The sequence below is a fragment of the Sphingopyxis sp. JAI128 genome (genome assembly GCF_014207235.1).
In the GTDB taxonomy this organism is placed as follows: Bacteria; Pseudomonadota; Alphaproteobacteria; order Sphingomonadales; family Sphingomonadaceae; genus Sphingopyxis.
In genome coordinates this window covers 114,873-136,870 of the sequence record NZ_JACHDA010000004.1, presented here as the reverse complement: position 1 = coordinate 136,870, position 21,998 = coordinate 114,873, and the positions used below count along the sequence as shown (strand labels likewise).

Here is a 21,998-nt window from a genome sequence, read left to right as displayed (position 1 = left end):
GACGCCAGCCGCGCCAAGGCGATTAACGCGCCGAGATCTGCCGTGCGAAATGGACCTGCACCGCGTCGCGTACCCCGCGCGCGACCTTTTTACGGCCAGCCTCGGACGCGAGGAATTCGGCGTCGTCCTTGTTCGAGATGAAGCCCGTCTCGAACAGGATCGATGGCGTATCGGGCGCCTTGAGCACGATGAACGAGGCGAAGCGGTGCGCACTCGTGCGGAATTTAACCCCGTCGGACGCCTCACGCTGGAGCAGGCGGGCGAAATCGGAGGCGACATTCATCGTCTCGCGCTGGGTCAGGTCGAGCAGGATCGCCGACACGTCGCCGCTATGCGCGCCGAGGTCGACGCCATTGATGATATTCGCCTTGTTCTCGCGCGCCGCGAGCCGCGCTGCTTCGCGATCGGAGGCGACTTCGGACAGGGTATAGATCGACGCGCCGCTCGCCGCATGGTTTTCCGCCGCGTCGGCGTGGATCGAGATGAACAGGTCGGCCTTGAGCCGCCGCGCGATGCCGTAGCGTTCCTCAAGCACCAGAAACCGGTCGTCGGAGCGTGTCAGCGCGACGCGGACGCGACCCGAGGCGACGAGGTCGTCGCGGATCGCGCGGGCGAGCGCGAGCGTGATGTCCTTTTCGCGCTTGCCGCTGTGCGGGCTGATCGCGCCCGGATCGTGCCCGCCGTGTCCCGCGTCGATGACGACCAGCGGCAGGCGGCTGTTGTCGGGTCCCTCGACGCGCGGCAGCGCGATCGCGGGCTTGGGTTTGCCGATCGGCACGGTCACGCTGTAGCGCTTTTCGGGCGGCTTGGCGCGAAAGCCCGCGGGCGGCTGCAATGTCGCGCGCGGGCTGCGCGCCGCGCGCTCGAATTCGCCCGCCGACACGGGACGCAGCTGGAACGTCAGGCTGCGCCCGTCGGCCGCGAAGCGCGCGCTTGAAACGACCGCCGGCCGGGCGAGGTCGAAAACGATCCGCGCCGTGTCGGGCGCCGTCTGCCCCTGCCGCACCGTGCGGACCAGTCCGCTACCCGCCGCCGACGTCCCGATCTTTGCGCCTGCGATGTCGAGCGCGATGCGGTCGGGGCCGGCCAGAACGAAAGAAGACGCCCCGGCGACAAGATCGTCGAAGCGCAGCGTCACATCCGAATCGCCGATTTCGACTGCGCCGATTTGCCCCGCCAGCGCCGCCGCGGGATTTGCCATCATGGCCATCAGGACAAAGAGCGGGCCCATGGCGCTTCTATGCCGCCAGGGCGCGGCGATGGTCCAGTGCTTATTCGAAAACATGAGGCCCCCGGCGGCAGGATGTCGTGAACCCGTTATTAGCCATTGGGTGTCAAACCCCGGTCAACTGGCAAGGTTAACCGGCGATTCAGCACGATCGGCGCCTTCGGCATAATTGCAACACCGAAGGGCGATCCTATCTTTATAGGGCGGTTGTGGTTGCCGTCGGGACATGCCGATGCTAGCACGCCCTCACTGACGGTGTCGTTCCCGGTGCCGTCCGGCCTTTTGAGGGGAAGGCCTGCTCCGCAAATCTGCGGAACATGGCCGCCTTGGCGCCGGACATACGGGGAAGGACATGCCTGCCGCCAGTCCACCCGGTTGACCGGACAGTCGGGGCGTTCGCTTGACGCCCGCCCTGCCCGCCCGCTCATCCCGTAACAGGTTGATGCCGCATGAGGCTTGCCATGCCCTCTTCTATTCGCGACGCGGGCGCTTTCGCCCCGGCCGTCGCCGGATATGAAGACCGCATGCGCGTCCACGACCGGACGCAGGCCCCCCGCGGCAATAACGTCTTTTTCCTTTTCGCCCTTTTCCGCCGCAGCAACCCTTCGGGGCGGTTCGCGGGATTTTTTGATGGCGCGCCGAGGCGCGCTTGGAGTGTAACGAATGACCACGCGCATGTTGATCGACGCGCGGCACCGGGAAGAAACCCGGGTCGCCGTCACCAAGGGAAACCGCATCGAGGAGTTTGATTTCGAGTCCGCCGAGCACAAGCAGCTCAAGGGCAATATCTATCTGGCAAAGGTAACCCGCGTCGAACCGTCGCTGCAGGCGGCGTTCGTCGAATATGGCGGCAACCGCCACGGCTTCCTTGCCTTCAGCGAAATCCACCCCGACTATTACCAGATTCCGAAGGAAGACCGCGAAGCGCTGCTGCGCGAAGAGGCCGAACATGCCGCCGCCGCCGCGCAGCGCGCCGAGGAGGACCTCGACGAGCTCGAAGGCGATGTCGCCGACGTTGAATATCACGACGAAGACGAAAATGGCGACGCCCCCGCGCCCGAAACCATCGGCGAAGAGACCGAAGGCGACGAGGAAGAGGGTGCCGATAATGGCGATGCCGACGACGGCGAAGAAAGCGCCGACGAAGGCAAGGATGGCCGCGGCGACCGCAAGCGCCGTGGCCGCGACGGCCGCAAGGGCGGCCGGGGCCGCGGACGCGGCCGCCGGGGCGACGACGAGGACGGCGAAAGCCGCATGTCGCTGCGCCGCCGTTACAAGATCCAGGACGTCATTCGCCGCCGCCAGGTGATGCTGGTGCAGGTCGTCAAGGAAGAGCGCGGCAACAAGGGTGCAGCGCTGACCACCTACCTGTCGCTCGCCGGCCGCTACTGCGTGCTGATGCCGAACACGATGCACGGCGGCGGGATCAGCCGCAAGATTTCGAACGGCGCCGATCGCCGCAAGCTGAAGGCGATGATCGACGAACTCAACCTCCCTCCGACGATGGGCTGTATCGTACGCACCGCCGGGATGAGCCGCACCAAGGTCGAGATCAAGCGCGACTTCGACTATCTCGCCCGCCTGTGGGACGAGATTCGCGAGAATACGCTCGGCAGCTCGGCGCCGGCGCTGATCCATTCGGACAGCGACCTCGTCAAGCGCGCGATCCGCGACATCTATCACAAAGACATCGAGGAAGTGCTTGTCGAGGGCGACGAGGGTTACAAGGCCGCCAAGCAGTTCATGAAGCTCTTGATGCCGAGCCATGCGCGACGCGTGAAGCAATATGCCGACCCCGTCTCGCTCTATCAGCGCTATGGCGTCGAGGACCAGCTCGCGGGGATGCTCAACCCCGTCGTCCAGCTCAAATCGGGCGGCTATCTGGTCATCAACCCGACCGAGGCGCTCGTGTCGATCGACATCAACTCGGGCCGGTCGACGCGCGAGCATAATATCGAGCAGACCGCGCTCAACACCAATCTCGAAGCCGCGGCCGAGATCGCGCGCCAGCTCCGCCTGCGCGACATGGCGGGCCTTGTCGTCATCGATTTCATCGACATGGATCATGGGTCGAACGTCCGCAAGGTCGAGCGCGCGATGAAGGACGCGCTGAAGAACGACCGCGCGCGCATTCAGGTCGGCCGCATCTCGGGCTTCGGCCTGATGGAGATGAGCCGCCAGCGCCTGCGCACCGGCGTGCTCGAAGCATCGACGCGGCCGTGCCCGCATTGCGAAGGCACCGGGCTCGTCCGCACCGCTTCGTCGGCGGGGCTCAGCGCGCTGCGCCTGATCGAAGAGGAAGCCGCACGCGGCAAGGGCAACAAGATCACGCTGCGCGCCAGCCAGGAAGCGACCTTCTACCTGCTCAACGAAAAGCGCCGAGAACTGCGCGAAATCGAGGAGCTTTACGGCGTCACCGTCGAAATCCTGCCCGACGGCGAGACCGAAGGCGCACGCATGGCGGTAGAGGTCAGCGGCCCGCCGCCGGTCGCACGCCGCAGCTTCGCCCCGATCGCGCCGATCGAGGACGATGACGACGAGGACTTCCCCGAAGAGGAGGAAGAGGAAACCGCCGAGGAACAGAGCGAGCGTCCGGCCCGTTCGCGCGACCGTGAAGACGCCGACGGCGAAGGCGAGGGCCGCAAGCGCCGCCGCCGCCGCCGCCGTGGCCGCCGCGGCCGCCGCGACGAGGACGGCAATGAAATCGGCGAAAGCGGCGATGAGAGCGAAAGCGACGCCGGCGAAACCGAAGAAGGCGATGTTGCGCCGGCGGAAACCGTCGAGCCGGCGCCCGAAGCAGCCGAGGCCGACGCGGACGACGCCGATGCCAAGCCGCGACGCCGCCGGGGCGGCCGTGGTCGCAAGAAAGCCGATGCGGTAGAGGTGGCCGACGAGGCCGTCACCGAAGCCGAAGCGCCCGCAGAGGTGGTGGAAGCCCCCGAGCCGGTTGCCGAAGAAGCCCCGGCCGCCGAGGAAAAGCCGAAGCGCAAACGCGCGCCGCGCAAGACCAAGGCCGCCGCAGCAGCCGAAGCCGCCGAAGCCGCCGAAGCCTCGAAAACTGCCGAAGCGCCCCCCGCCGAAACGCCGACGGAAGAGGTCGTGGCCGAGCCTGTGGCCGAGGCCGAACCCGCCAAGCCGGCGCCGAAGAAGCGCGCGAGCCGCGCTAAGAAGGCGGTCGCCGCCGAGGCGGCAGCCGAGCCCGCAACCGCTGGCGAAGCCGAGCCGGAGGCCGCCGGTGACGAAGGTGGCGACGGCGAACCGCGCCGCGGCTGGTGGCAGCGCACGTTCGGCAATTGATCGGGCAAGCCGATCGGGCGGCAATTGATCGGGCAAGCCGATCGGGCGGCAATTGATCGGGCAAGCCGATCGGGCGGCAATTGATCGCAGAAATCGCAAGCTGACCTTGCGCCCGCGCGCGCTGGGCCCCAATAAGCCTTGATGGCTTCACTTGGGGTTCAGGCGCGCGGCGCAAGAGACGCGGGGATGACCGCTTTCCCGCCGCAGCCCATGATCGGCGCGCAAAGGCTGCGCGCCATGTTCCGTATCGTCCTCACCTTGCTCGCGATGTTCGCCATCGCGATGCGCCCGGCTGCGGCGCAGTCGATCCTGCGCGACGCCGAGACCGAGGCGCTGTTCCAGGACATGATGGATCCGCTGCTCGTCGCGGCGGGGCTCCAGCCGGGGCAAGTGCGCGTTCACCTGCTCGGCGACCGCAGCATCAACGCCTTCGTCGCCGGAAGCCAGGACATCTATGTCTTCAGCGGGCTGATCGAGGCCGCCGACAGCGCCGAGGAAGTCCAGGGCGTGCTCGCACACGAACTGGGCCATGTGATGGGCGGCCACGCGATTCGCGTGAACGACGGGGCGCGGGCGGCGACGAACATCTCACTGCTCAGTCTGCTGCTCGGCGCCGCGGCGATCGCCGCGGGCGGCGGCGAGGCGGGCATGGGCATCATGATGGCCGGCCAGCAGGCGGCGCTCGGCAAATTCCTGGCTTTCAGCCGCGTCCAGGAATCGACCGCCGATGCCGCTGGCGCACAATATCTGTCGAAAGCGGGGATCAGCGGCCGCGGCAGCCTGGCTTTCTTCAAGAAATTGCAGAATCTCGAATTTCGCTATGCGGTGAAACAGGACGACGATCAGGCCTATGGCCGAACCCACCCGATGTCGGGCGATCGCATCCAGACGCTTCGCGAAGTCTATGTCATCGATCCCGCGTGGGACAAGCCCGCCGATCCCGTCATCGAAAAGCGTTTCCAGCGGGTCAAGGCCAAGCTTTCGGGCTATATGTCGGATCCCGAACGAACGCTGCGCCAGTTTCCCGAAAGCAACAACAGCATTCCCGCGCGCTATGCCCGCGCTTATGCCTGGCACAAAAGCGCCTATCCGCAAAAAGCGCTGGCCGAAGTCGAAGGCCTGCTCGCCATCGACCCCGACGATCCCTATTTTCTGGAACTCGAAGGGCAGGTGCTGCTCGAATCGGGGCGTCCCACGGAAGCGATTCCGGCGCTGCGCAAGGCGGTCGCGCGGTCGCGGTCGCAGCCGCTGATCAGCGCGACGTTGGGCCACGCGCTGATCGCGACCGAGGATTCCGCCAATTTCGCCGAAGCCGAAAAGGTACTGAAGACGGCCGTCGCGCTCGACAATCAGAACCCCTTCGCCTGGTATCAGCTTGGCATCGTCTATGCGAACAAGGGCGATCAGGCGCGCGCCGCGCTCGCCTCGGCGGAACGCTATAGTCTTGAGGGTGGACAGGCCGGGCTGGCGCTGCGTAATGCCGAAACGGCGATGCAGGGCCTGCCCCAGGGGTCGCCCGACTGGATCCGCGCACAGGATATTTCGCTGGTTGCCCGCGCCGAGGTGGAACGGACACGCAAACGGCGTTAGATTCGGTCGGACATAGGGGCGACGCATCACAATTCCGCGATGCTCGAGGGCAACAAGTGACTGATAGAAACGACGATTATTACCAGCCGTGGCTGCGCGACCCGGCGCCGACGCCGAGTGGTGTGGCGCCCGGCCACGACCAGGGCTTGGCAAAACCGAAGGAAGAGCCGCCGGTCGGCATCGACCTGTCGCGTTACACGAGCGCCGAAAAGCCACGCGATCCGCGGGTGAAGCCCGAGGCGATCAGGGCTGGCGCGGCGAGCCTGTGGGACCGTATCCGCAGCGGCGCGGAGGCTTTTGCCGACTGGACGATCCGCGCCGGCGAGCGCGCCGACATCCCCGCGCGCGTCGAGGCGATGGAAATCCCGCGCCGCTCGCGCGAACTGGCTGCCAAGACCGGCGCGCTGACCGCCCGCGCTGCGCGCGCCGCAAGCCGCGGTTCGGCACGCGCGGGTCGCGCCGCCGCCAAGGCCTGCGGCGCGGCGTGGGCCAGGATGGCGCTTGGCGACAAGGCCCGGAAACTGTCGAGCGAAGCGGGGCGCGGGATCGGCGAAGTCGCAGGCAAGACCCGGGCCGGCGTCGCCGATATCGCACGGGCGAGCGGCGAAAGCATTCGTGAAGGCATCGGCGAGGCGGCCAACAAGCTGCGCCCTGCCCCCCGCGAGGAACCCGCGCCGCCACCCTCGGGGCTCGAACAATTGCTCGCGCGCGAACAGGCCGCTGCGGCAGAGGCGAAAGCCCAGGCCGTGCCCGACCTGCCGTTGTTTGCGGGCGACGCCGCGATTCCGGCAACGGCGAGCCCCGCGGTTTCGCTGGAGGGCGACGACCGGTCGCCACCCCCGCCACAGGCAAAAAGGCCGGCGGGAACGAAGGCGATGTCGGCACCGCGCTTGCCGGAGACGAGGGGGACGGCAATGAATGGCATCGTGACACGCCCATGGGCTGCGGCAGCGGGCGGGATCCTCCTGCTCGCCGTCGTTTTCTGGCTCGGGGGCCGCTTTGGCGGAGGAATGAGCAGAAGCGAGGTCGAAACCGTCGTCGCCGATTATATCAAGGCGAACCCGCAGATCATTCCCGAAGCGCTCGAAGCGCAGCGCGGGCGCGAAATCGCCAAGGCGATCGACGCGATCCGCCCGGCGCTAGAAAAGCCCTATGCCGGCGCCTGGGCGGGCAATGCCGACGGCGACGTAACGCTCGTGGTGTTCACCGACTATGCCTGCGGCTTCTGCCGCGCGAGCGTGCCCGATGTCGACCGGCTGATCCGCGAGGACAAGCGCCTGAAAGTCGTGTTCCGCGAACTGCCGATCATCGCGCCGCAAAGCCGTGACGCCGCGATCATGGCGCTCGCTGCTGCGCGGCAAGGCAAATATGACGCCTTCCACCACGCGATGTTCCAGGCAAGCTCGCTCGACCGGACGGCGATCGCCGCGGCGGCGGCGAAGGCCGGCGTGGTCACCGACGGCAGCGCCGATGCGACCGCGAACGAAGCGCTGTTCCAGCGCGAACTCGACAGCAATCTGGCGATCGCGACGCAGCTCCAGCTCAACGCAACGCCGACCTGGGTCGTCGGCGACCAGCTGCTGCAGGGGCAGGTCGGCTATGACACGCTGCGGCAGGCCATCGGCAAAGCGCGGGCCGCGAGCTGAGGCGCGGCATTGGCGACGGTCACCCATGACGAGGCGCTCTTTAACGCCCGTCGGCTATTGAACGGGCAGCCCCGCGCCGCGCTCGAACAGGCGCGTGCGATCGTCGACGCCGTTCCCACCTCGGCGGCGGCGCACCGGATCGCGGCGGAAGCGCTGCGCCGGCTGGGGCACGCAGACGAGGCCGCCGAGGCCGCGCTCGCGGCGGTTGCCGCCACGGTGCATGACGAAGCGATGATCGATGCGGCGCTTGCGCTCGCCGAAAACCGGCTGTCCGATGCCGAAGCGGCGCTCCGCGCGCGGCTGAAGGAAGACCCCACCGACGTCGCGGCGATCCGCATGCTCGCCGAAGTCGCCGGGCGGATCGGCCGCTATGGCGACGCCGAAAAGCTGCTCACCCGCGCGCTCGAACTGGCGCCCGGGTTCGGCGCGGCGCGCGCCAATCTCGCGACCGTGCTTTACAAGCAAAACCGCTATGCCGAGGCTGTCGAAACGCTCGACGCAGTGCTGGCTGGCGACCCCGACAACCCCGCGCATGCGAATCTGAAGGCCGCCGCGCTCGGTCGGATCGGCGGCTATGACGAAGCGATCGCGCTTTATGCCGAGCTGGTCACGCGCTTTCCCGGCCATGCAAAGCTGTGGATGAGTTACGGTCACATGCTGAAGACAGTGGGGCGGCAGGAGGACAGCATCGCGGCCTACCGCCGCGGCCTCGATGCCGAGCCGGGGCTGGGCGAAATCTGGTGGAGCCTCGCCAACCTCAAAACCATTCGTTTTCGCGAAGCCGACCGGCAGGCGATGGAAGCGCAGCTCGCGGCCGCTGCACCCGCCAGCGTCGAGCGCGACGACGACCGGCTGCATCTGCATTTCGCGCTCGGCAAGGCCTATGACGACGCGGGCGAGCCTGCGGCGGCGTTTCGCCATTATGACGCGGGCAATGCGATCCGCGCCGGCCAACTCGGCTATGACGCCGCCGAAACGAGTGCGACCGTCGACGCCGCGATTGCGACGTGCACCGCCGATTTCTTTGCCGAGCGCGCCGGACAGGGCGACCCCAGCGACGATCCCGTCTTCATCCTCGGGATGCCGCGCGCCGGATCGACGCTCGTCGAACAGATTTTGGCGAGCCATTCGGCGATCGAGGGGACGATGGAATTGCCCGACATCCCCGCGATCGCGCTTGGTCTTGGCCGCGAGGCGAAGGGCGAGGGCCGGCACTGGGTCGCGGCACTCGCCGAGGCGTCGCCCGACAAGCTCGCCGAGATGGGGGCCGCCTTCGTGCGTCGCACAGCGGTTCAGCGCAAGACCGCCAAGCCTCTCTATATCGACAAGCTGCCGAACAACTGGCTCTATGCCCCGCTGATCCGGCTGATCCTGCCCAATGCAAGGATCATCGACGCGCGGCGCCACCCGCTCGATTGCTGCTGGTCGAATTTCCGCCAGCATTTCGCCACGGGGCAGGCATTCAGCTATCGCCTGTCCGACATGGGCGCCTATTACCGCGACTATGTGCGGCTGATGGCGCATCTCGACACGGTGCAGCCGGGGCGCATCCACCGCGTCATCCACGAAGCGCTATTGAGCGATCCGGAGGCCGAGGTGCGCGCCATGCTCGCCTTCCTTGGCCAGCCGTTCGAGGAAGACTGCATGGATTTCCATGCCAATGCGCGCGCGGTGCGCACGGCATCGAGCGAACAGGTGCGTCGCCCGATCAACCGCGACGGGGTCGACCAATGGCGGCCTTACGCCCGGTGGCTCGGGCCGCTGGAGAAGGCGCTGGGGCCGGTTCTGGGCGCCTATCCGGCCGTTCCGGACGAATATCGGCCAACCAGAGGGTAAATTCGTTGCCTTTGGGCAACATCGGGCGACATTTTCGACCAATGACCGGGCGCACCGACGAACTAGGCTTGCGCTTGCGCCGCGCCGCGTCATTCTCATGTCACATGCTTGTCATCTGTGGGGGGTCCATGATGCGGAATCGGTCGGCTTTTTGGGTTAAGGGCGGCGCGATGCTGCTCGGCACCACCATCCTCGCCACGTCGGGCACGGCGCTGGCGCAGCAGGTGAATACCGGGGGCGACAGCGACATCGTTGTCACCGCATCGAAGCGCGAGGAAAATCTGCAGGACGTGCCGCTGGCGATCACGGCGATCGGCAACGAACGGCTCGGCGAACTGCAGGTCAAGGAATTCCAGGACGTCGTCAAATTCCTGCCGTCGGTGACGATCCAGACGCTGGCGCCGGGGTTCAGCCAGGTCTATTTCCGCGGCGTCGCATCGGGAGAGAATGCCAACCACTCGGCGTCGCTGCCGACGGTCGGCACCTATCTCGACGAAATGCCGATCACGACGATCCAGGGGGCGCTCGACATCCACGCCTATGACCTCGCCCGCGTCGAGGCGCTCGCGGGGCCGCAAGGCACGCTCTATGGCGCGAGCTCGATGGCCGGCACGATCAAGCTCGTCACCAACCAGCCCGACACCAGCGGTACTTATGGTTCGCTGGGGCTCGAACTCAACAGCATCACGAGCGGCGGCATCGGCGGCGTTGCCGAAGGCTTCATCAACGCCGCGCTCGGTGAGCGCGCCGCGTTGCGCCTCGTGGGCTGGTATCGCCACGACGCGGGCTATATCGACAATATCGCGGGAACTCGCATCTATCCTATCAAATATATCAACGATGACGGCGATCTCGTCGACGATCCTGGCGATGAGATCACTCAAACCAACGCCGGGCTCGTCGAGAAGGATTATAACGACGTCGACACCTATGGCGCGCGCCTCGCGCTCGGCATCGACCTCGACGACGACTGGACGATCCGCCCGACGCTGATGGGCCAGGTGCAGAAAGCCAATGGCAGCTTTGCGCAGGAACGCTCGACCGCGGTGACGCGCAAGCTGCAAACGGTGCAATATAACCCTGAGCGCAGCGACGATAAATGGATTCAGGCCGCACTGACTATCGAGGGCAAGATCGGCAGTTGGGATCTGACGGCGACCGGCGGACACCTGCGGCGCAAGACCACGACCGAGAGCGATTATTCGGACTATGCCTATTTTTACGATGCCGTCGCGGGCTATGCTTCCTATTTCTATGATGACGACGGCAATCAGGTCAGCCCGAACCAATATATTCAGGGAATAGACCGCTACAAGCGCAGCTTTGCCGAAGTCCGCGTCGCGTCGCCCGCCGACGCGCGTATCCGCTTCATCGGCGGCGTGTTCTGGCAACGCCAGTCGCACAACATCGAACAGAATTATATCATCGACAACATCGCCGACGCGATCACCGTCCCCGGCACCGACAGCGATATCTGGCTGACGAAGCAGCTGCGCGTGGACCGCGATTATGCGGCGTTCGGCGAGATCAGTTTCGACATCACCGACCAGCTCACGCTGACCGGCGGCGGCCGCGTGTACAAGTTCGACAACAGCCTCGTCGGCTTCTTCGGCTATTCCGACGGTTTCAGCGGCAGCACTGGCGTTGCGGGCTGTTTCGGCCCGCCGCAAATATCGGGAAGCCCTTGCACCAACCTCGACAAGAGCACGAGCGACACCGATTTCATCCACAAACTCAACCTGACCTACAAGATCAACGAAGACGCGCTGGTCTATGCGACCTGGTCGCGCGGCTTCCGTCCCGGCGGCATCAACCGCCGTGGCACGCTGCCGCCCTATGGTCCCGACACGCTCGACAATTACGAGTTCGGCTGGAAAACCAATTTCGGTCCGGTGCGCTTCAACGGCGCGGTGTATCAGGAGGATTGGAACGACATCCAGCTGTCCTTCCTCGGTGCCAACGGCCTCACCGAAATTCGCAGCGCGGGCATCGCGCGCATTCGGGGGATCGAACTCGATCTCGGCTATCGCGCGGGCGGTTTCTCGCTCAACCTTGGCGGGAGCTATAACGACGCGACGATCCGCCGCGACTTCTGCGCGATCGCCAACCCCCAATTCGACTGCACGATCGACCCGCCGGGCCAGACGAACGACCTGCTCGCGCCGTCGGGCTCGCGCCTGCCCGTCACGCCGAAATTCAAGGGCAATGCGGTGGCGCGCTATGAATGGCCGATGGGCGATCTGGATGCGCACGTCCAGTTCGCCGTCAACCATGTCGGCAAGCGCCGGTCGGACATACGCACCTTCGAAAACGGCATCGTCGGCAATTTCAAGGCCTATACCACCGCCGACGTCAGCGTCGGGGTCAAGGGCGAAGGATGGAGTGCCGAGGCCTTTGCGACCAATTTGTTCAACAGCAATGGCGTCATCAACAGCGCGGTCCAGTGCGGCGAATCGATCTGCGGCGACCCCGACGGGATCAGCAACACCGGCGGCGTCTTTTACGACAATGTCATCCGCCCGCGGCTGGTCGGGATCAAGGTGAGCAAGGATTTCTGACCGGGTGACCGATAGGACGATCAACAGCGAAAGGCCGGGCCAAAAGCTCGGCCTTTTGATGTGCGTCGCACTCGGCATGGGCAACATGATCGGGTCGGGGGTGTTCCTGCTCCCGCGCGATCTGGCACCGCTCGGCTGGAACGCGGTGATCGGCTGGGGCGTGTCGATCGCGGGCACGCTGTGCCTCGCGGTCGTGTTTGCGCGGCTGGCGAAGCGGCTGCCCGAGGGCTGCGCCGCCTTCACCTATGGCGCCGCGGCTTTCGGCCCCGGGACGGGTTTCATCGTCGCATGGAGTTACTGGATCAGTTGCTGGACGGTGGTGGCGACGCTTGCGGTCGCGGCGATCAGCAATATGTCGATCCTGATGCCGTGGCTCGGCGAACAGGGCGCAGCGCCCGCGTGGATCGCGATCGGCTGCATCTGGTTCTTCACCCTCGTCAACCTGTTCGGCGTCCGCCGCGCCGGCGGCGCGCAGCTCCTTACCCTCGGCCTCAAACTGATCCCCGTGATCGGCGCGGTGATCGTCGGCGTCTGGGCGCTCGGCAGCGGCGCCGCGCCGCCGCCGACGATGGCGGGGACCGAACCGGTCAGCCTGTCGGGGGTCAGCTCGGCGGCGACGCTGACCCTGTTCGCGCTGCTCGGTTTCGAAAGCGCATGCGTTGTCAGCGACCGCGTCAAGGATCCCGAGCGCACCGTCCCGCGCGCGACAATAATCGCGGCAGCCGCGGTCGGCCTGCTCTATCTCTTGTCATGCACGACGGTGACGCTGCTGGTGCCGCTCGATGTGCTGCACCAATCGAACGCGGCCTATGCGACCTTCTTCGGCCGCCTCGTCAGCCCGGCCGCCGGCGACATCGTCGCGCTGTTTGCGGCGATTGCAGCACTTGGCGCGCTCAACGGCTTCGTGCTGCTGCAGGGCGACATCCCCCGCGACCTTGCGCATCGCCGCCTGCTGCCGCCGGCCTTCGGCCGCGACAATGACTATGCGTCGCCGTGGGTCACCCAGCTGGTGTCGAGCGGGCTCGCCAGCCTGATCGTCTATGCCAATTATTCGCGCGGGCTCGCCGACCTGTTCGCATTCATGGTGAAGGTCACGACATCGACCGCGATCATCCTCTATATCGTCGGCTCGCTCGCGGCGCTGGTCCTCGAGCGGCGGGGCACCCTCAAGGTCTCGGCAGGATTTGCCGCTGCCACCATCGCGGGCTTTTTCTATAGCTGCTGGGCCTTTTACGGCGCAGGCTTGGAGGCGAGTGCCTGGAGCCTGCTGATGACCGCAGCGGGGCTCCCGATCTATCTGTTGATGCGCGCCTCAGCGCCAGCGCGGCGCGAAGAGGCTCCGGTCGCGTAGGATCACCCGCGCCGCATTGTGCCCCGGCGCGCCGGTGACGCCGCCGCCGGGGTGCGTGCCCGCGCCGCACATATAAAGGCCCTTCACGGGCCCGCGATAGCCTCCATTGCCGAGCACCGGGCGCGCGGCCCAGAGCTGGTCGAGGCTCATATTGCCGTGCATGATATCGCCGCCGACGAGGCCGAACTTGCGTTCAAGCCCCTTGGGAGACAGGCGGGTCTGGGCGATGATGCTCGTCCTGAAACCCGGCGCATGCTGCTCGACGGTGTCGATGATGCAGTCGGCGGCCGCTTCCTCCTCGTCGTCCCAATCGCGGCCGTCAGGCAATTCGGGCGCGAATTGCTGGCAAAAGAGGCTGGCGATATGCTGGCCCGGCGGCGCGAGGCTGTCGTCGACGGTCGACGGGATCAGCATCTCGACGATCGGCGCTTTCGACCAACCGTGCTGCTTCGCGTCGAGGAAGGCGCGGTCCATATAATCGAGCGTCGGCGCAAGGATGATCCCCGACTGATGATGCTCGCCGGGTTCGGGCAGGCAGGTGAATTTGGGCAACTCGCTGAGCGCGACATTCATGCGGAAGGTGCCGCTGCCTGCCTTGAAGCCCTTAATTCGGCGCTCGAAGTCCGCGGGAAGGTCGCTTGCGTCCATCATCCGTTCGTAAAGCAGCTTCGGCCCGACGTTGGCGATCACGCGCGCCGCGGCGATTTCCTCGCCGCCGACGAGCTTGACCCCGACCGCCTTGCCGTCGTCGACGAGCACTTTCGCTACCGGGCTTTCCAGGCTGATCTCGACGCCATGATCGCGGCAGACCTTCGCCATGATCTCGGTAATCTTGCCCATGCCGCCGACGCAGTGCCCCCACGCGCCCTTCTTGCCGTTCACCTCGCCAAAGACGTGGTGGAGGAGGACATAGGCGCTGCCCGGCGTGTCGGGGCTGGCGTAGTTTCCGACGACCGCGTCGAAGCCGAAGGCGGCCTTGACCGCCTCGCTTTCGAACCAGCTATCCAGCATCGTGCGCGCCGACTTTGTGAACAGGTCGAGCACGTCGCGCTGCTGTTCGAGGCTGAGCGTCGCGAAACGCCGCCCCTGCCGCGCACCGTCGAGCAAGGTGCGGAGGCCCTCGCCGACATTGGGTGGCACGCGAAGCGCGAGGTCGCGGAGCAGTTCGGCGACATTTTCGAGTGCGTCATAATAATGGGGTAGCACCTCGGCGTCGCGCGCGCTGAACTTGCGAAACTCGGCCTGCGTGCGTTCGAGCCCGCCGCCGAGCTTCAAATAGCCGCCATCCTCCTGCGGCAGGAAATTGCTGATCGGCCGCTCGATCACGCGGTAGCCATGGTCGGCGAGCTTCATGTCGGCGATCACCTTCGGCTGGAGCAGGCTGACCGTGTAGCTCGCGACCGAATTGCGGAAGCCCGGCGCGAATTCCTCGGTCACCGCGGCTCCGCCGACGACATCGCGCGCCTCGACAATGCGCACCTTCAGCCCCGCCTTGGCGAGATAGAAGGCGCAGACGAGGCCATTGTGGCCGGCGCCGATAATCAGCGCGTCATAGGCTTTGGTCATGAAAAGTCTTTCGCTAGCGGGGATTGGACATGCTGCCGGCCGAAGCCGAGGCCGAGAATGCGGCCTGGGATGCGGCGGAGCAGCGGGATGCGGTCGAGCAGGTGCACCGCGAGGGGCACGCGGGTAATTTCGCCGCGGAGCATCGGTTCGATGATGCGCCGATGCGCGAAGCGCTGGAGCGCCTGCATCCGCACCGTCGGTTTCCAGCGGCGCGCCTGCACGCGGGCGAGCCACGGATCGGGATCGGCGCCCCCGGCGAGCCGGGCGGCGAGGATATTCGCCGCGGCAACGGCATCCTGCACCGCAAGGTTGATGCCCACGCCGCCGACGGGCGACATCGCGTGCGCGGCGTCGCCGATCGCGAGCAGCCCGGGACGCGACCAGCGCGTCAGCCGGTCGAGCGCGACCGAAAGCAATTTCACATCGCCGAAGCTTTTGATCGCGTCTGTCCCGGCGGCGAGGCCGGGCGCGATCTCGATCATCCGCTGGCGAAAGGCCTCGATGCCTTCCGCCTCGATCGGCGCGAAGCCGCCCTTTCCGATAATCTGCGCGCACTGCCAATAATCGCCGCGCGGGATCGCGACGACCATGCCGCCCTTGTCGATCGTGCCGAGGGCGACTTCGGGCATGTCCATCCCCGCAGGCACGGGGACGCGGAACCACAGCACGTCCATCGGTGCGCCCAAATCTTCGAGCGGCAATTCGGCGGCATCGCGCAGCACCGAGCGGCGCCCGTCGGCGGCGATGACGAGCCACGCGGGCAAGACCTCGCCGCTCGCGAGCGTCACACCGCTGACGCGTCCGCCGGCGTCATAGATGAGCCCCGTCGCCTCGGTCGACATGCGCAGGTCGAAGGTCGGGTAACGCCTGCCCTGCCCCGCGATGAAATCGAGCAGATCCCATTGCGGCATCATCGCGACGAAGCGCGCCGCGACCGGGAGATGCTTCATCGTCGCAATCGTATATTGCTGCCCAAGCAGGTGGAGCGTCATCGTATCGATCGCTGCGTGCGGCTCCTTCAGCAACTCCTCAAGCAGCCCGATCTCGTCGAACAGTTCGAGCGTCGAGGGATGCACGGTATCGCCGCGGAAATCGCGGAGGAAATCGGCGTGCTTTTCGAGAATGGTGACCGGAACACCCGCTCGCGCGAAGAGCAGCCCCGCGACCATGCCGGCGGGGCCGCCGCCGACGATGATGACTGGAGGATCGCTCTTCATTCTCCCCTCCCGCTTGCGGGAGGGGCCGGGGGAGGGCCTGTCCCACTGACAATCGACCGGAGGAAACAGGTCCTCCCCTAACCCCTCCCGCGAGCGGGAGGGGTGTTTTACCGGCTCCAACCCGCCTTCGGCGCCTGCTCCAGCCGTGCCTCGGGAATGATGTCGCGCATCCGCGCGCCGAAATGCTTGAGGCACACTTCCTTGTCGCTGAGCGGCCCCATCGAAAAGCTTTTCGACTGCATTCCCATCTGGACGCGGGTGATCAACGCCGTATCCTCGGCGTTGACCTGCCGGTTGATGCGCCAGTTGAGATAACGCGCCGCCTTCATCTCGCGCCGCTCATCGGGCAGCACGTAAGAAATTTCGCGAATCAGACAACTCGTCGGCCCGGTCGGCAGCCATTGCATGAAATCGACCTGGTCGGGGTAGATGTCGAAGGCGACATTGGGCCAGAGCTTGAAATAGAGCCAGTGACGCTGCCGGTCTTCGGGCAGGTGCGGCACCGGCGGCAGCAAGCGCTGGTACATGCGTTCGGACCAGTTCACCGAAGGCCGGTCGATCAGGTCGCCCCACATGCGGTCGACATTGTCTTCGGCCTCGACGCCATAGCTTTTGCCGAACAGGCGGGTGAGGCCGGGATGCGCGACGGGAATGTGGAGCCCGTCCGAATAATTGTCGCCGACATTTTTCCAGTTCACGTCGCGCGGGCGGAGCGTGACGCGGCCGAGCGCGCCGAGGTCCTCGAAACGATAGGGTTCGATCATCGCCTCATAGGGCGCCATCATCGCCGCGACCGACGGGCCACCGTCATCCTCGAGCCGGATGAACCAGAAGCCGCGCCATTGTTCGAGGCCGACGGCGACGAGCCCCGCCTTGCCCTTGTCGAGCGTGGGATAGCTCGCCGAATCGGGCACGCCGCTCAGCCGGCCGTCGAGTTCGTAAGTCCAGGCGTGATAGGGACAGACGAGCTTTTTCGCGCAGCCCGCCGCGCCGTCGACGAGGCGCGAGCCGCGATGGCGGCAGACATTGGTGAAGGCGCGCACCGCGCGATCGGCGCCGCGCACCAGAATCACGCTCTCGCCGCAATAGTCGATGCTGTGCCAGTCGCCGACGTTCGGGATATCGCTGTCGTGACACACGACCTGCCAGCTCGGGCGGAAAATCCGCTCAATTTCAGCATTGTAGAAATCGGGGTCGCGGTATGTCCACGCAGGCAATGACCAACCGTCGAGCGGGTCCAGATTCGAATCGCGAAGCGGTGCAGTTGCCATGGCTCATTCCTTGTTATACAAACGTATAACAATATGCAGCCCGCTCGCCAAGCCTTTACGCGCGAAAGCGCCGACGCCCGCCGGGCGGACCTGATCGAGGCGACCGCCGCGGTGCTCGCGGAACATGGCCTTGCGGGAACAAACGTCCGTGCGATCTGCGCAAAGGCGGGGGTGTCGCCGGGGCTGCTGCGCCATTATTTCGGCGGCATCGACGATCTGGTCGCCGCGACCTATCAGGCCACCAGCGACCGGATGGACGCGATTTTCGCAGCCGCGGAGGACGCAGCCGGCGCCGATCCGCGCGCGCGGCTGACCGCCTATCTCACCGCCAGCTTCCGCCCGCCGGTCACCGACCCCGAACTGCTCGGCGCGTGGACCGCCTTTTGGGCGCTCGCGCGAAGCGACGCGCGCATGGCGGCCATCCATGCGCAAAGCTATGCGGGCTATCGCGCCCGGCTTTGCGAATTATTGGCCGCGTGCGGTGCATCGGACGCTGCGCGGCTGGCGATCATGCTCACCGCGATGGTCGACGGCCTGTGGCTGGAACTGTCGCTCGACGCCGACAGCTTCGGCGCCGAGGCGGCGGTGACGATGATCGAAAAGGCCGTGGCGGCGCTGCTCGACTAGCAACGCCGCCGACGTAGGCTCAGAAGAGGCCCTTGACCGGGCGCACGATGATCTCGCTGACATCGACATCGTCGGGCTGTTCGACCGCGAAGCGGATCGCGCGGGCGATCGCGTCGGGAGTGATCGCGATGCTTCGGAACTCCGCCATCGCGGCGGCGCTGCCCGGATCGGTGATATCATGGCCGAGATCGGATTCGACCACACCGGGCGAAATGATCGTCGCGCGGACGTCGCGATGTTCCTGGCGAATGCCGTCGGTGCACGCGGCTGCGCTTGCTGGAGGCACGCGCTTGATGGTTGCGGAGGCGATGGACGCAGCCAGCGCGGGCTTCCGCGTCGGCTACGAAAGTCCGTCCCACTTCAATCGCGATTACCGTCGCGCCTTTGGTCTGCCGCCGCGGCACGACGCCGCGCGGCTGCGCGCGGCGCCCGAGGCCGAATTGGCGGCATAACGCCGACTATTTCGACAGGTCGCGCAGCAGGCTGTCCCAATGCGCGAGCGCGGGCGCGATCGCGTCGACGGGGACGCGTTCGTTGAGCCCGTGCGCGAAACTGTCGCTGGCCTTCGAGAAAAGGCCCGCGACGCCGTAGCTCGGCACGCCCTGGATGCGGAAATGATAGCTGTCGGTTGCGCCCGCGCTCATCGACGGGATGATCGGCAGGCCCGGCGCGCGCGCATGCACCGCCTTCGTCACCGCCGCCATCACGTCGGCGCGCAGCGGCGAGGCGTCGCTGGCGCTCGCGTCGGGATCGGGGTTCACCTTCACCGCCGGGTCGGCGATCAGCTTTTCGAGTTCGGCGCGCACCGTTTCGACCGGAACGCCGGGAAAGATACGGCAGTTGATGTTGGCACTCGCACGCTGGGGCAGCGCATTTTCGGCGTGGCCGCCCTTGACCAAAGTCGGCACGCAGGTCGTACCGATCTGGCCGACATATTCGGGGTCGGCGCGGATCGTCGCAATCGCTTTCGCATCCGATGGGTTCGCGGCAAAGGCTTTCAGCGCCGCGCCGATCTCGCCGCCGACCTGGTCGGCGACGATCGGCATGCCGACCCTGGTCAGTTCGTTCTGCTGCGGCGCGAAGCGATAGGCGCCGACCTTGGCGAGCGCGTTGGCGAGCTGGACGATCGCATTGACGTCCGACGGGCGCGAGCTGTGGCCGCCGGGGTTGGTCACCTCGAGCGTGAAGTCGGCGTAGGTTTTCTCGCCCGCCTGGAGCCCATAATATTGCGGCTTGCCGTCCTCGCCGATCAGCCCGCCGCCGCCGTCGCCATTCAATGCAAATTCGGCGTTCCTATATTTCGCCGCGAGCGCGCGCGTCGTCGCCATCTGCGTTTCCTCGTCGCCCGAAAGCGCCAGGATGATCGATCGCTTCGGCTTGAACCCGTCCTTCTTCAGCTGCGCCATCGTCGCGACCATCATCGAGACGTCGAATTTATTGTCCTCCGACCCACGGCCGAAAATATAGCCATTCTCCTCGACCGGGACGAAGGGATCGCGCGTCCAGTCCTTCGGATCCGCCTCGACCACGTCCATATGACCGAGCAAAACAATCGGCTTTTGCTTCGTCGTGCCGTGGAGTGTCGCGGCGAAGGTCGCGGTCTCGCCCATCGGCGTGATCTCGATATCGGCGTCGGCGTAACCCGCGGCTTTGAGCACGCCGGCATAATAGGCCGCCAGCTCGGGCACTTTGCCGCGCCCTTCGACCGTCGGGATCGCGATACTGTCCTTCAGGATTTTCTTCGCCGCATCGGCGTCGGCGGGCTTGGCATGGACGGGCGCGGCGGCGAGCAGGGCGGCGGCGAGAGCGATGGGGGTGTAAGGCATGCGCATGGCAACGGACTATGCCGTGATAAAGGCAGACGGCAAGCGTCAATCTGTTCCGTGCGGCACGACGGCGAGTTTCGGCCGGTAGTGGCCATAAGATCCTCCCTGTGGCGCAGCCATGGGGAGGTGGCAGCGCGAAGCGCTGACGGAGGGGCAAATGGCGCGACGCTGCGGCCCCTCCACCACGCCCTGTGGACGCGGTCCCCCTCCCCATCGCTACGCGACAGGGAGGATTTTTAACGTCGGCTCACCACCCCAAATCCGCCATCCGCAAGGCGAAAAAAGGCCTTTCCTACATTATCCAGCCGTGCCAGCTTTCGTCCCGGCTCTTTCTCCATGTCGGCAAAGGCACGCGTTTCCCGGTTTATGGATGCGCGCACGAACCGCGCGCGGCAAGTCAGCCGGGTACGACAAATGGGGGCTGCACAAGGCTGACCTTTCCTGACCTTTGGAATGCCGCGCAGCCGCCGGCCAAGCGGATTGCGGGATCGGCGCGCGACAACCGAAGGCGGCAATTTCCGCCCCTACCCTACAGCCGTCCGTCCCGTCACGCCGCCTTGTTCGCTTTCGGCGCGGGTGTCTTAGGCCTGTACCGGCAGAGGTCGTCGACCGGACAGCGCCAGCATTCGGGCGTACGCGCCTTGCAGATATAGCGGCCGTGGAGGATCAGCCAGTGGTGCGCGCCGACGCGGAAGGGTGCGGGGGTTTCCTTGTCCAGCTTCTTTTCGACCGCCAGCACCGTCTTGCCGGGCGCAAGGCCGGTGCGATTGCCAACGCGGAAGATATGCGTGTCCACCGCGAAAGTTTCCGCCCCAAAGGCGCAATTCATCACGACATTGGCGGTTTTTCGCCCGACGCCGGGAAGTTCGACCAGCGCGTCGCGGTCGGCGGGAACCTCGCCGCCATAATCGCGCACGAGGATTTCGCTGAGCGCGATGACGTTTTTTGCCTTCGCGTTGAACAGGCCGATCGTCTTGATATGCTGCTTGAGCCCTTGCTCGCCGAGGTCGATCATTTGCTGCGGCGTTTTCACGTCCTGGAACAGCGTCCGCGTTGCCTTGTTCACCCCGACGTCGGTCGCCTGCGCCGACAGCACCACCGCGACGAGCAGTTGATAGACATTGCCATATTCGAGCTCGGTTTCGGGGCTCGGGTTCAACTCGGCAAGACGGCGGTAGAATTCGAAGATATCGGCCTTTTTCATTGCGCGGAGGACAGTCCCAGCACCTGCGGCATCGTATAGCGATCGGGCTTTTGGCCAATGAGCCACAGCGCCGCGCGCACCGCGCCGCGCGCAAAGATCATGCGGTTTTCGGCGCGGTGCGAAAGGGTGATCATCTCTTCGGGGCCCGCGAAAATGACGTCATGGTCGCCCGCGACGGTGCCGCCGCGCAGGCTTGCGAAACCGATCTTGCCATGGCCGCGTGCGCCGGTGAGGCCGTCGCGGCCGCGTTCCGAACAGGTTGCGAGATCGATCGCCCGGCCCTCGGCCGCCGCCTGCCCAAGCAGCAGCGCGGTGCCGCTGGGCGCGTCGATCTTGCGGCCATGGTGCATTTCGAGGATTTCGATATCCCATTCGGAGTCGAGCCGCGCCGCCGCCTCGCGGACAAGGTGCGCGAGCAGCGTCACGCCGAGCGACGTGTTGCCGGTCTGGAGCACCGCGATGTCTCTGGCGGCATCGTCGATCAGATAATGATGGCGTTCCTCGAGTCCGGTGGTTCCGATGACGATCGGCGTCCGCGCCGCGACGCATGCGTCGAGCGTCGCTTCGAGCGCGGCGGGCGAAGAAAAATCGACGAGCACATCGGCGTCCGATGCCAGCCGCACGACATTGCCTCCCTTGTCGATGCCGCAGCTGCGTTGCCCCGCCTCCGATATCGCGGCGGCCAGCGCGACGCCCATCCGTCCTGCGCTGCCGATAATGCCGATGCTGGTCATGATGCGTCCCCTATATTGCCACTCCCTTTAGCCGCTGGTGTCGCGCG

At 66.1% G+C, this 21,998-nt stretch carries 16 protein-coding genes; 8 read left to right on the top strand and 8 right to left on the bottom strand.

Annotation, left to right across the window (positions count from 1 at the left end; genetic code table 11):
• Window positions 1–22 precede the first annotated feature (22 nt).
• Window positions 23–1,231: an N-acetylmuramoyl-L-alanine amidase gene (locus HDC35_RS11380; RefSeq protein ID WP_260397685.1), complete on the bottom strand. Its 1,209-nt coding sequence runs from the start codon at window positions 1,229–1,231 to the stop codon at window positions 23–25.
• Window positions 1,232–1,891: 660 nt separating this feature from the next.
• Between HDC35_RS11380 and HDC35_RS11375 the strand changes: the two genes are divergently transcribed.
• The 6 genes from HDC35_RS11375 to HDC35_RS11350 all read left to right on the top strand — a co-directional run bounded on the left by HDC35_RS11375 (window position 1,892) and on the right by HDC35_RS11350 (window position 13,506).
• Complete coding sequence (locus HDC35_RS11375; RefSeq protein WP_184646798.1) at window positions 1,892–4,525, top strand: ribonuclease E/G; 2,634 nt, start codon at window positions 1,892–1,894, stop codon at window positions 4,523–4,525.
• A gap of 186 nt (window positions 4,526–4,711) precedes the next feature.
• On the top strand, window positions 4,712–6,115 hold the full coding sequence (locus HDC35_RS11370; RefSeq protein ID WP_184646796.1) for a M48 family metalloprotease: 1,404 nt from the start codon (window positions 4,712–4,714) through the stop codon (window positions 6,113–6,115).
• A gap of 56 nt (window positions 6,116–6,171) precedes the next feature.
• Complete coding sequence (locus HDC35_RS11365; protein ID WP_184646794.1) at window positions 6,172–7,761, top strand: thioredoxin domain-containing protein; 1,590 nt, start codon at window positions 6,172–6,174, stop codon at window positions 7,759–7,761.
• A 9-nt stretch (window positions 7,762–7,770) separates the two neighbouring features.
• Window positions 7,771–9,597, top strand: coding sequence for a sulfotransferase (locus tag HDC35_RS11360; RefSeq protein ID WP_184646792.1), 1,827 nt, complete (start codon window positions 7,771–7,773; stop codon window positions 9,595–9,597).
• A gap of 170 nt (window positions 9,598–9,767) precedes the next feature.
• Window positions 9,768–12,155, top strand: a complete 2,388-nt coding sequence (locus tag HDC35_RS11355; RefSeq protein WP_260397684.1) for a TonB-dependent receptor — start codon at window positions 9,768–9,770, stop codon at window positions 12,153–12,155.
• Window positions 12,156–12,159: 4 nt separating this feature from the next.
• On the top strand, window positions 12,160–13,506 hold the full coding sequence (locus tag HDC35_RS11350) for an amino acid permease (RefSeq protein WP_184646790.1): 1,347 nt from the start codon (window positions 12,160–12,162) through the stop codon (window positions 13,504–13,506).
• On the opposite strand, the gene HDC35_RS11345 is transcribed toward HDC35_RS11350, so the two are convergent.
• The 3 genes from HDC35_RS11345 to HDC35_RS11335 form a co-directional block, all read right to left on the bottom strand.
• Entirely contained in the window at window positions 13,468–15,072 is a 1,605-nt protein-coding gene (locus HDC35_RS11345; RefSeq protein ID WP_184646788.1) for an NAD(P)/FAD-dependent oxidoreductase, read from the bottom strand. The genes HDC35_RS11350 and HDC35_RS11345 overlap by 39 nt on opposite strands.
• Window positions 15,069–16,289 carry an FAD-dependent oxidoreductase gene (locus HDC35_RS11340; RefSeq protein WP_184646786.1) on the bottom strand — a complete coding sequence of 407 codons (1,221 nt, stop codon included), beginning with the start codon at window positions 16,287–16,289 and terminating at the stop codon, window positions 15,069–15,071. Before HDC35_RS11340 ends, HDC35_RS11345 begins: the two co-directional genes overlap by 4 nt.
• 107 nt (window positions 16,290–16,396) lie before the next feature.
• A complete protein-coding gene (locus HDC35_RS11335; protein WP_184646784.1) occupies window positions 16,397–17,560 on the bottom strand; it encodes an aromatic ring-hydroxylating dioxygenase subunit alpha in 1,164 nt (387 codons plus the stop codon).
• 33 nt (window positions 17,561–17,593) lie between these two features.
• On the opposite strand from HDC35_RS11335, the gene HDC35_RS11330 reads away from it, so the two are divergent.
• A complete protein-coding gene (locus tag HDC35_RS11330; protein WP_184646781.1) occupies window positions 17,594–18,187 on the top strand; it encodes a TetR family transcriptional regulator C-terminal domain-containing protein in 594 nt (197 codons plus the stop codon).
• Between the two features lie 19 nt (window positions 18,188–18,206).
• Here HDC35_RS11330 and HDC35_RS11325 read toward each other — a convergent pair whose 3' ends face one another.
• Complete coding sequence (locus HDC35_RS11325; protein WP_184647432.1) at window positions 18,207–18,473, bottom strand: hypothetical protein; 267 nt, start codon at window positions 18,471–18,473, stop codon at window positions 18,207–18,209.
• 22 nt (window positions 18,474–18,495) lie between these two features.
• Here HDC35_RS11325 and HDC35_RS11320 point away from each other — a divergent pair, with 22 nt between their 5' ends.
• Window positions 18,496–18,639: a hypothetical protein gene (locus HDC35_RS11320; RefSeq protein WP_221438228.1), complete on the top strand. Its 144-nt coding sequence runs from the start codon at window positions 18,496–18,498 to the stop codon at window positions 18,637–18,639.
• 6 nt (window positions 18,640–18,645) lie between these two features.
• Here the strand turns inward: HDC35_RS11320 and HDC35_RS11315 are convergent, their stop codons facing one another.
• The 3 genes from HDC35_RS11315 to dapB form a co-directional block, all read right to left on the bottom strand.
• On the bottom strand, window positions 18,646–20,013 hold the full coding sequence (locus HDC35_RS11315; RefSeq protein WP_184646779.1) for a M20/M25/M40 family metallo-hydrolase: 1,368 nt from the start codon (window positions 20,011–20,013) through the stop codon (window positions 18,646–18,648).
• Between the two features lie 547 nt (window positions 20,014–20,560).
• A complete protein-coding gene (gene nth / locus HDC35_RS11310) occupies window positions 20,561–21,217 on the bottom strand; it encodes an endonuclease III (RefSeq protein ID WP_184646777.1) in 657 nt (218 codons plus the stop codon).
• Entirely contained in the window at window positions 21,214–21,951 is a 738-nt protein-coding gene (gene dapB, locus HDC35_RS11305; RefSeq protein ID WP_184646775.1) for a 4-hydroxy-tetrahydrodipicolinate reductase, read from the bottom strand. Before dapB ends, nth begins: the two co-directional genes overlap by 4 nt.
• Window positions 21,952–21,998 lie beyond the last annotated feature (47 nt).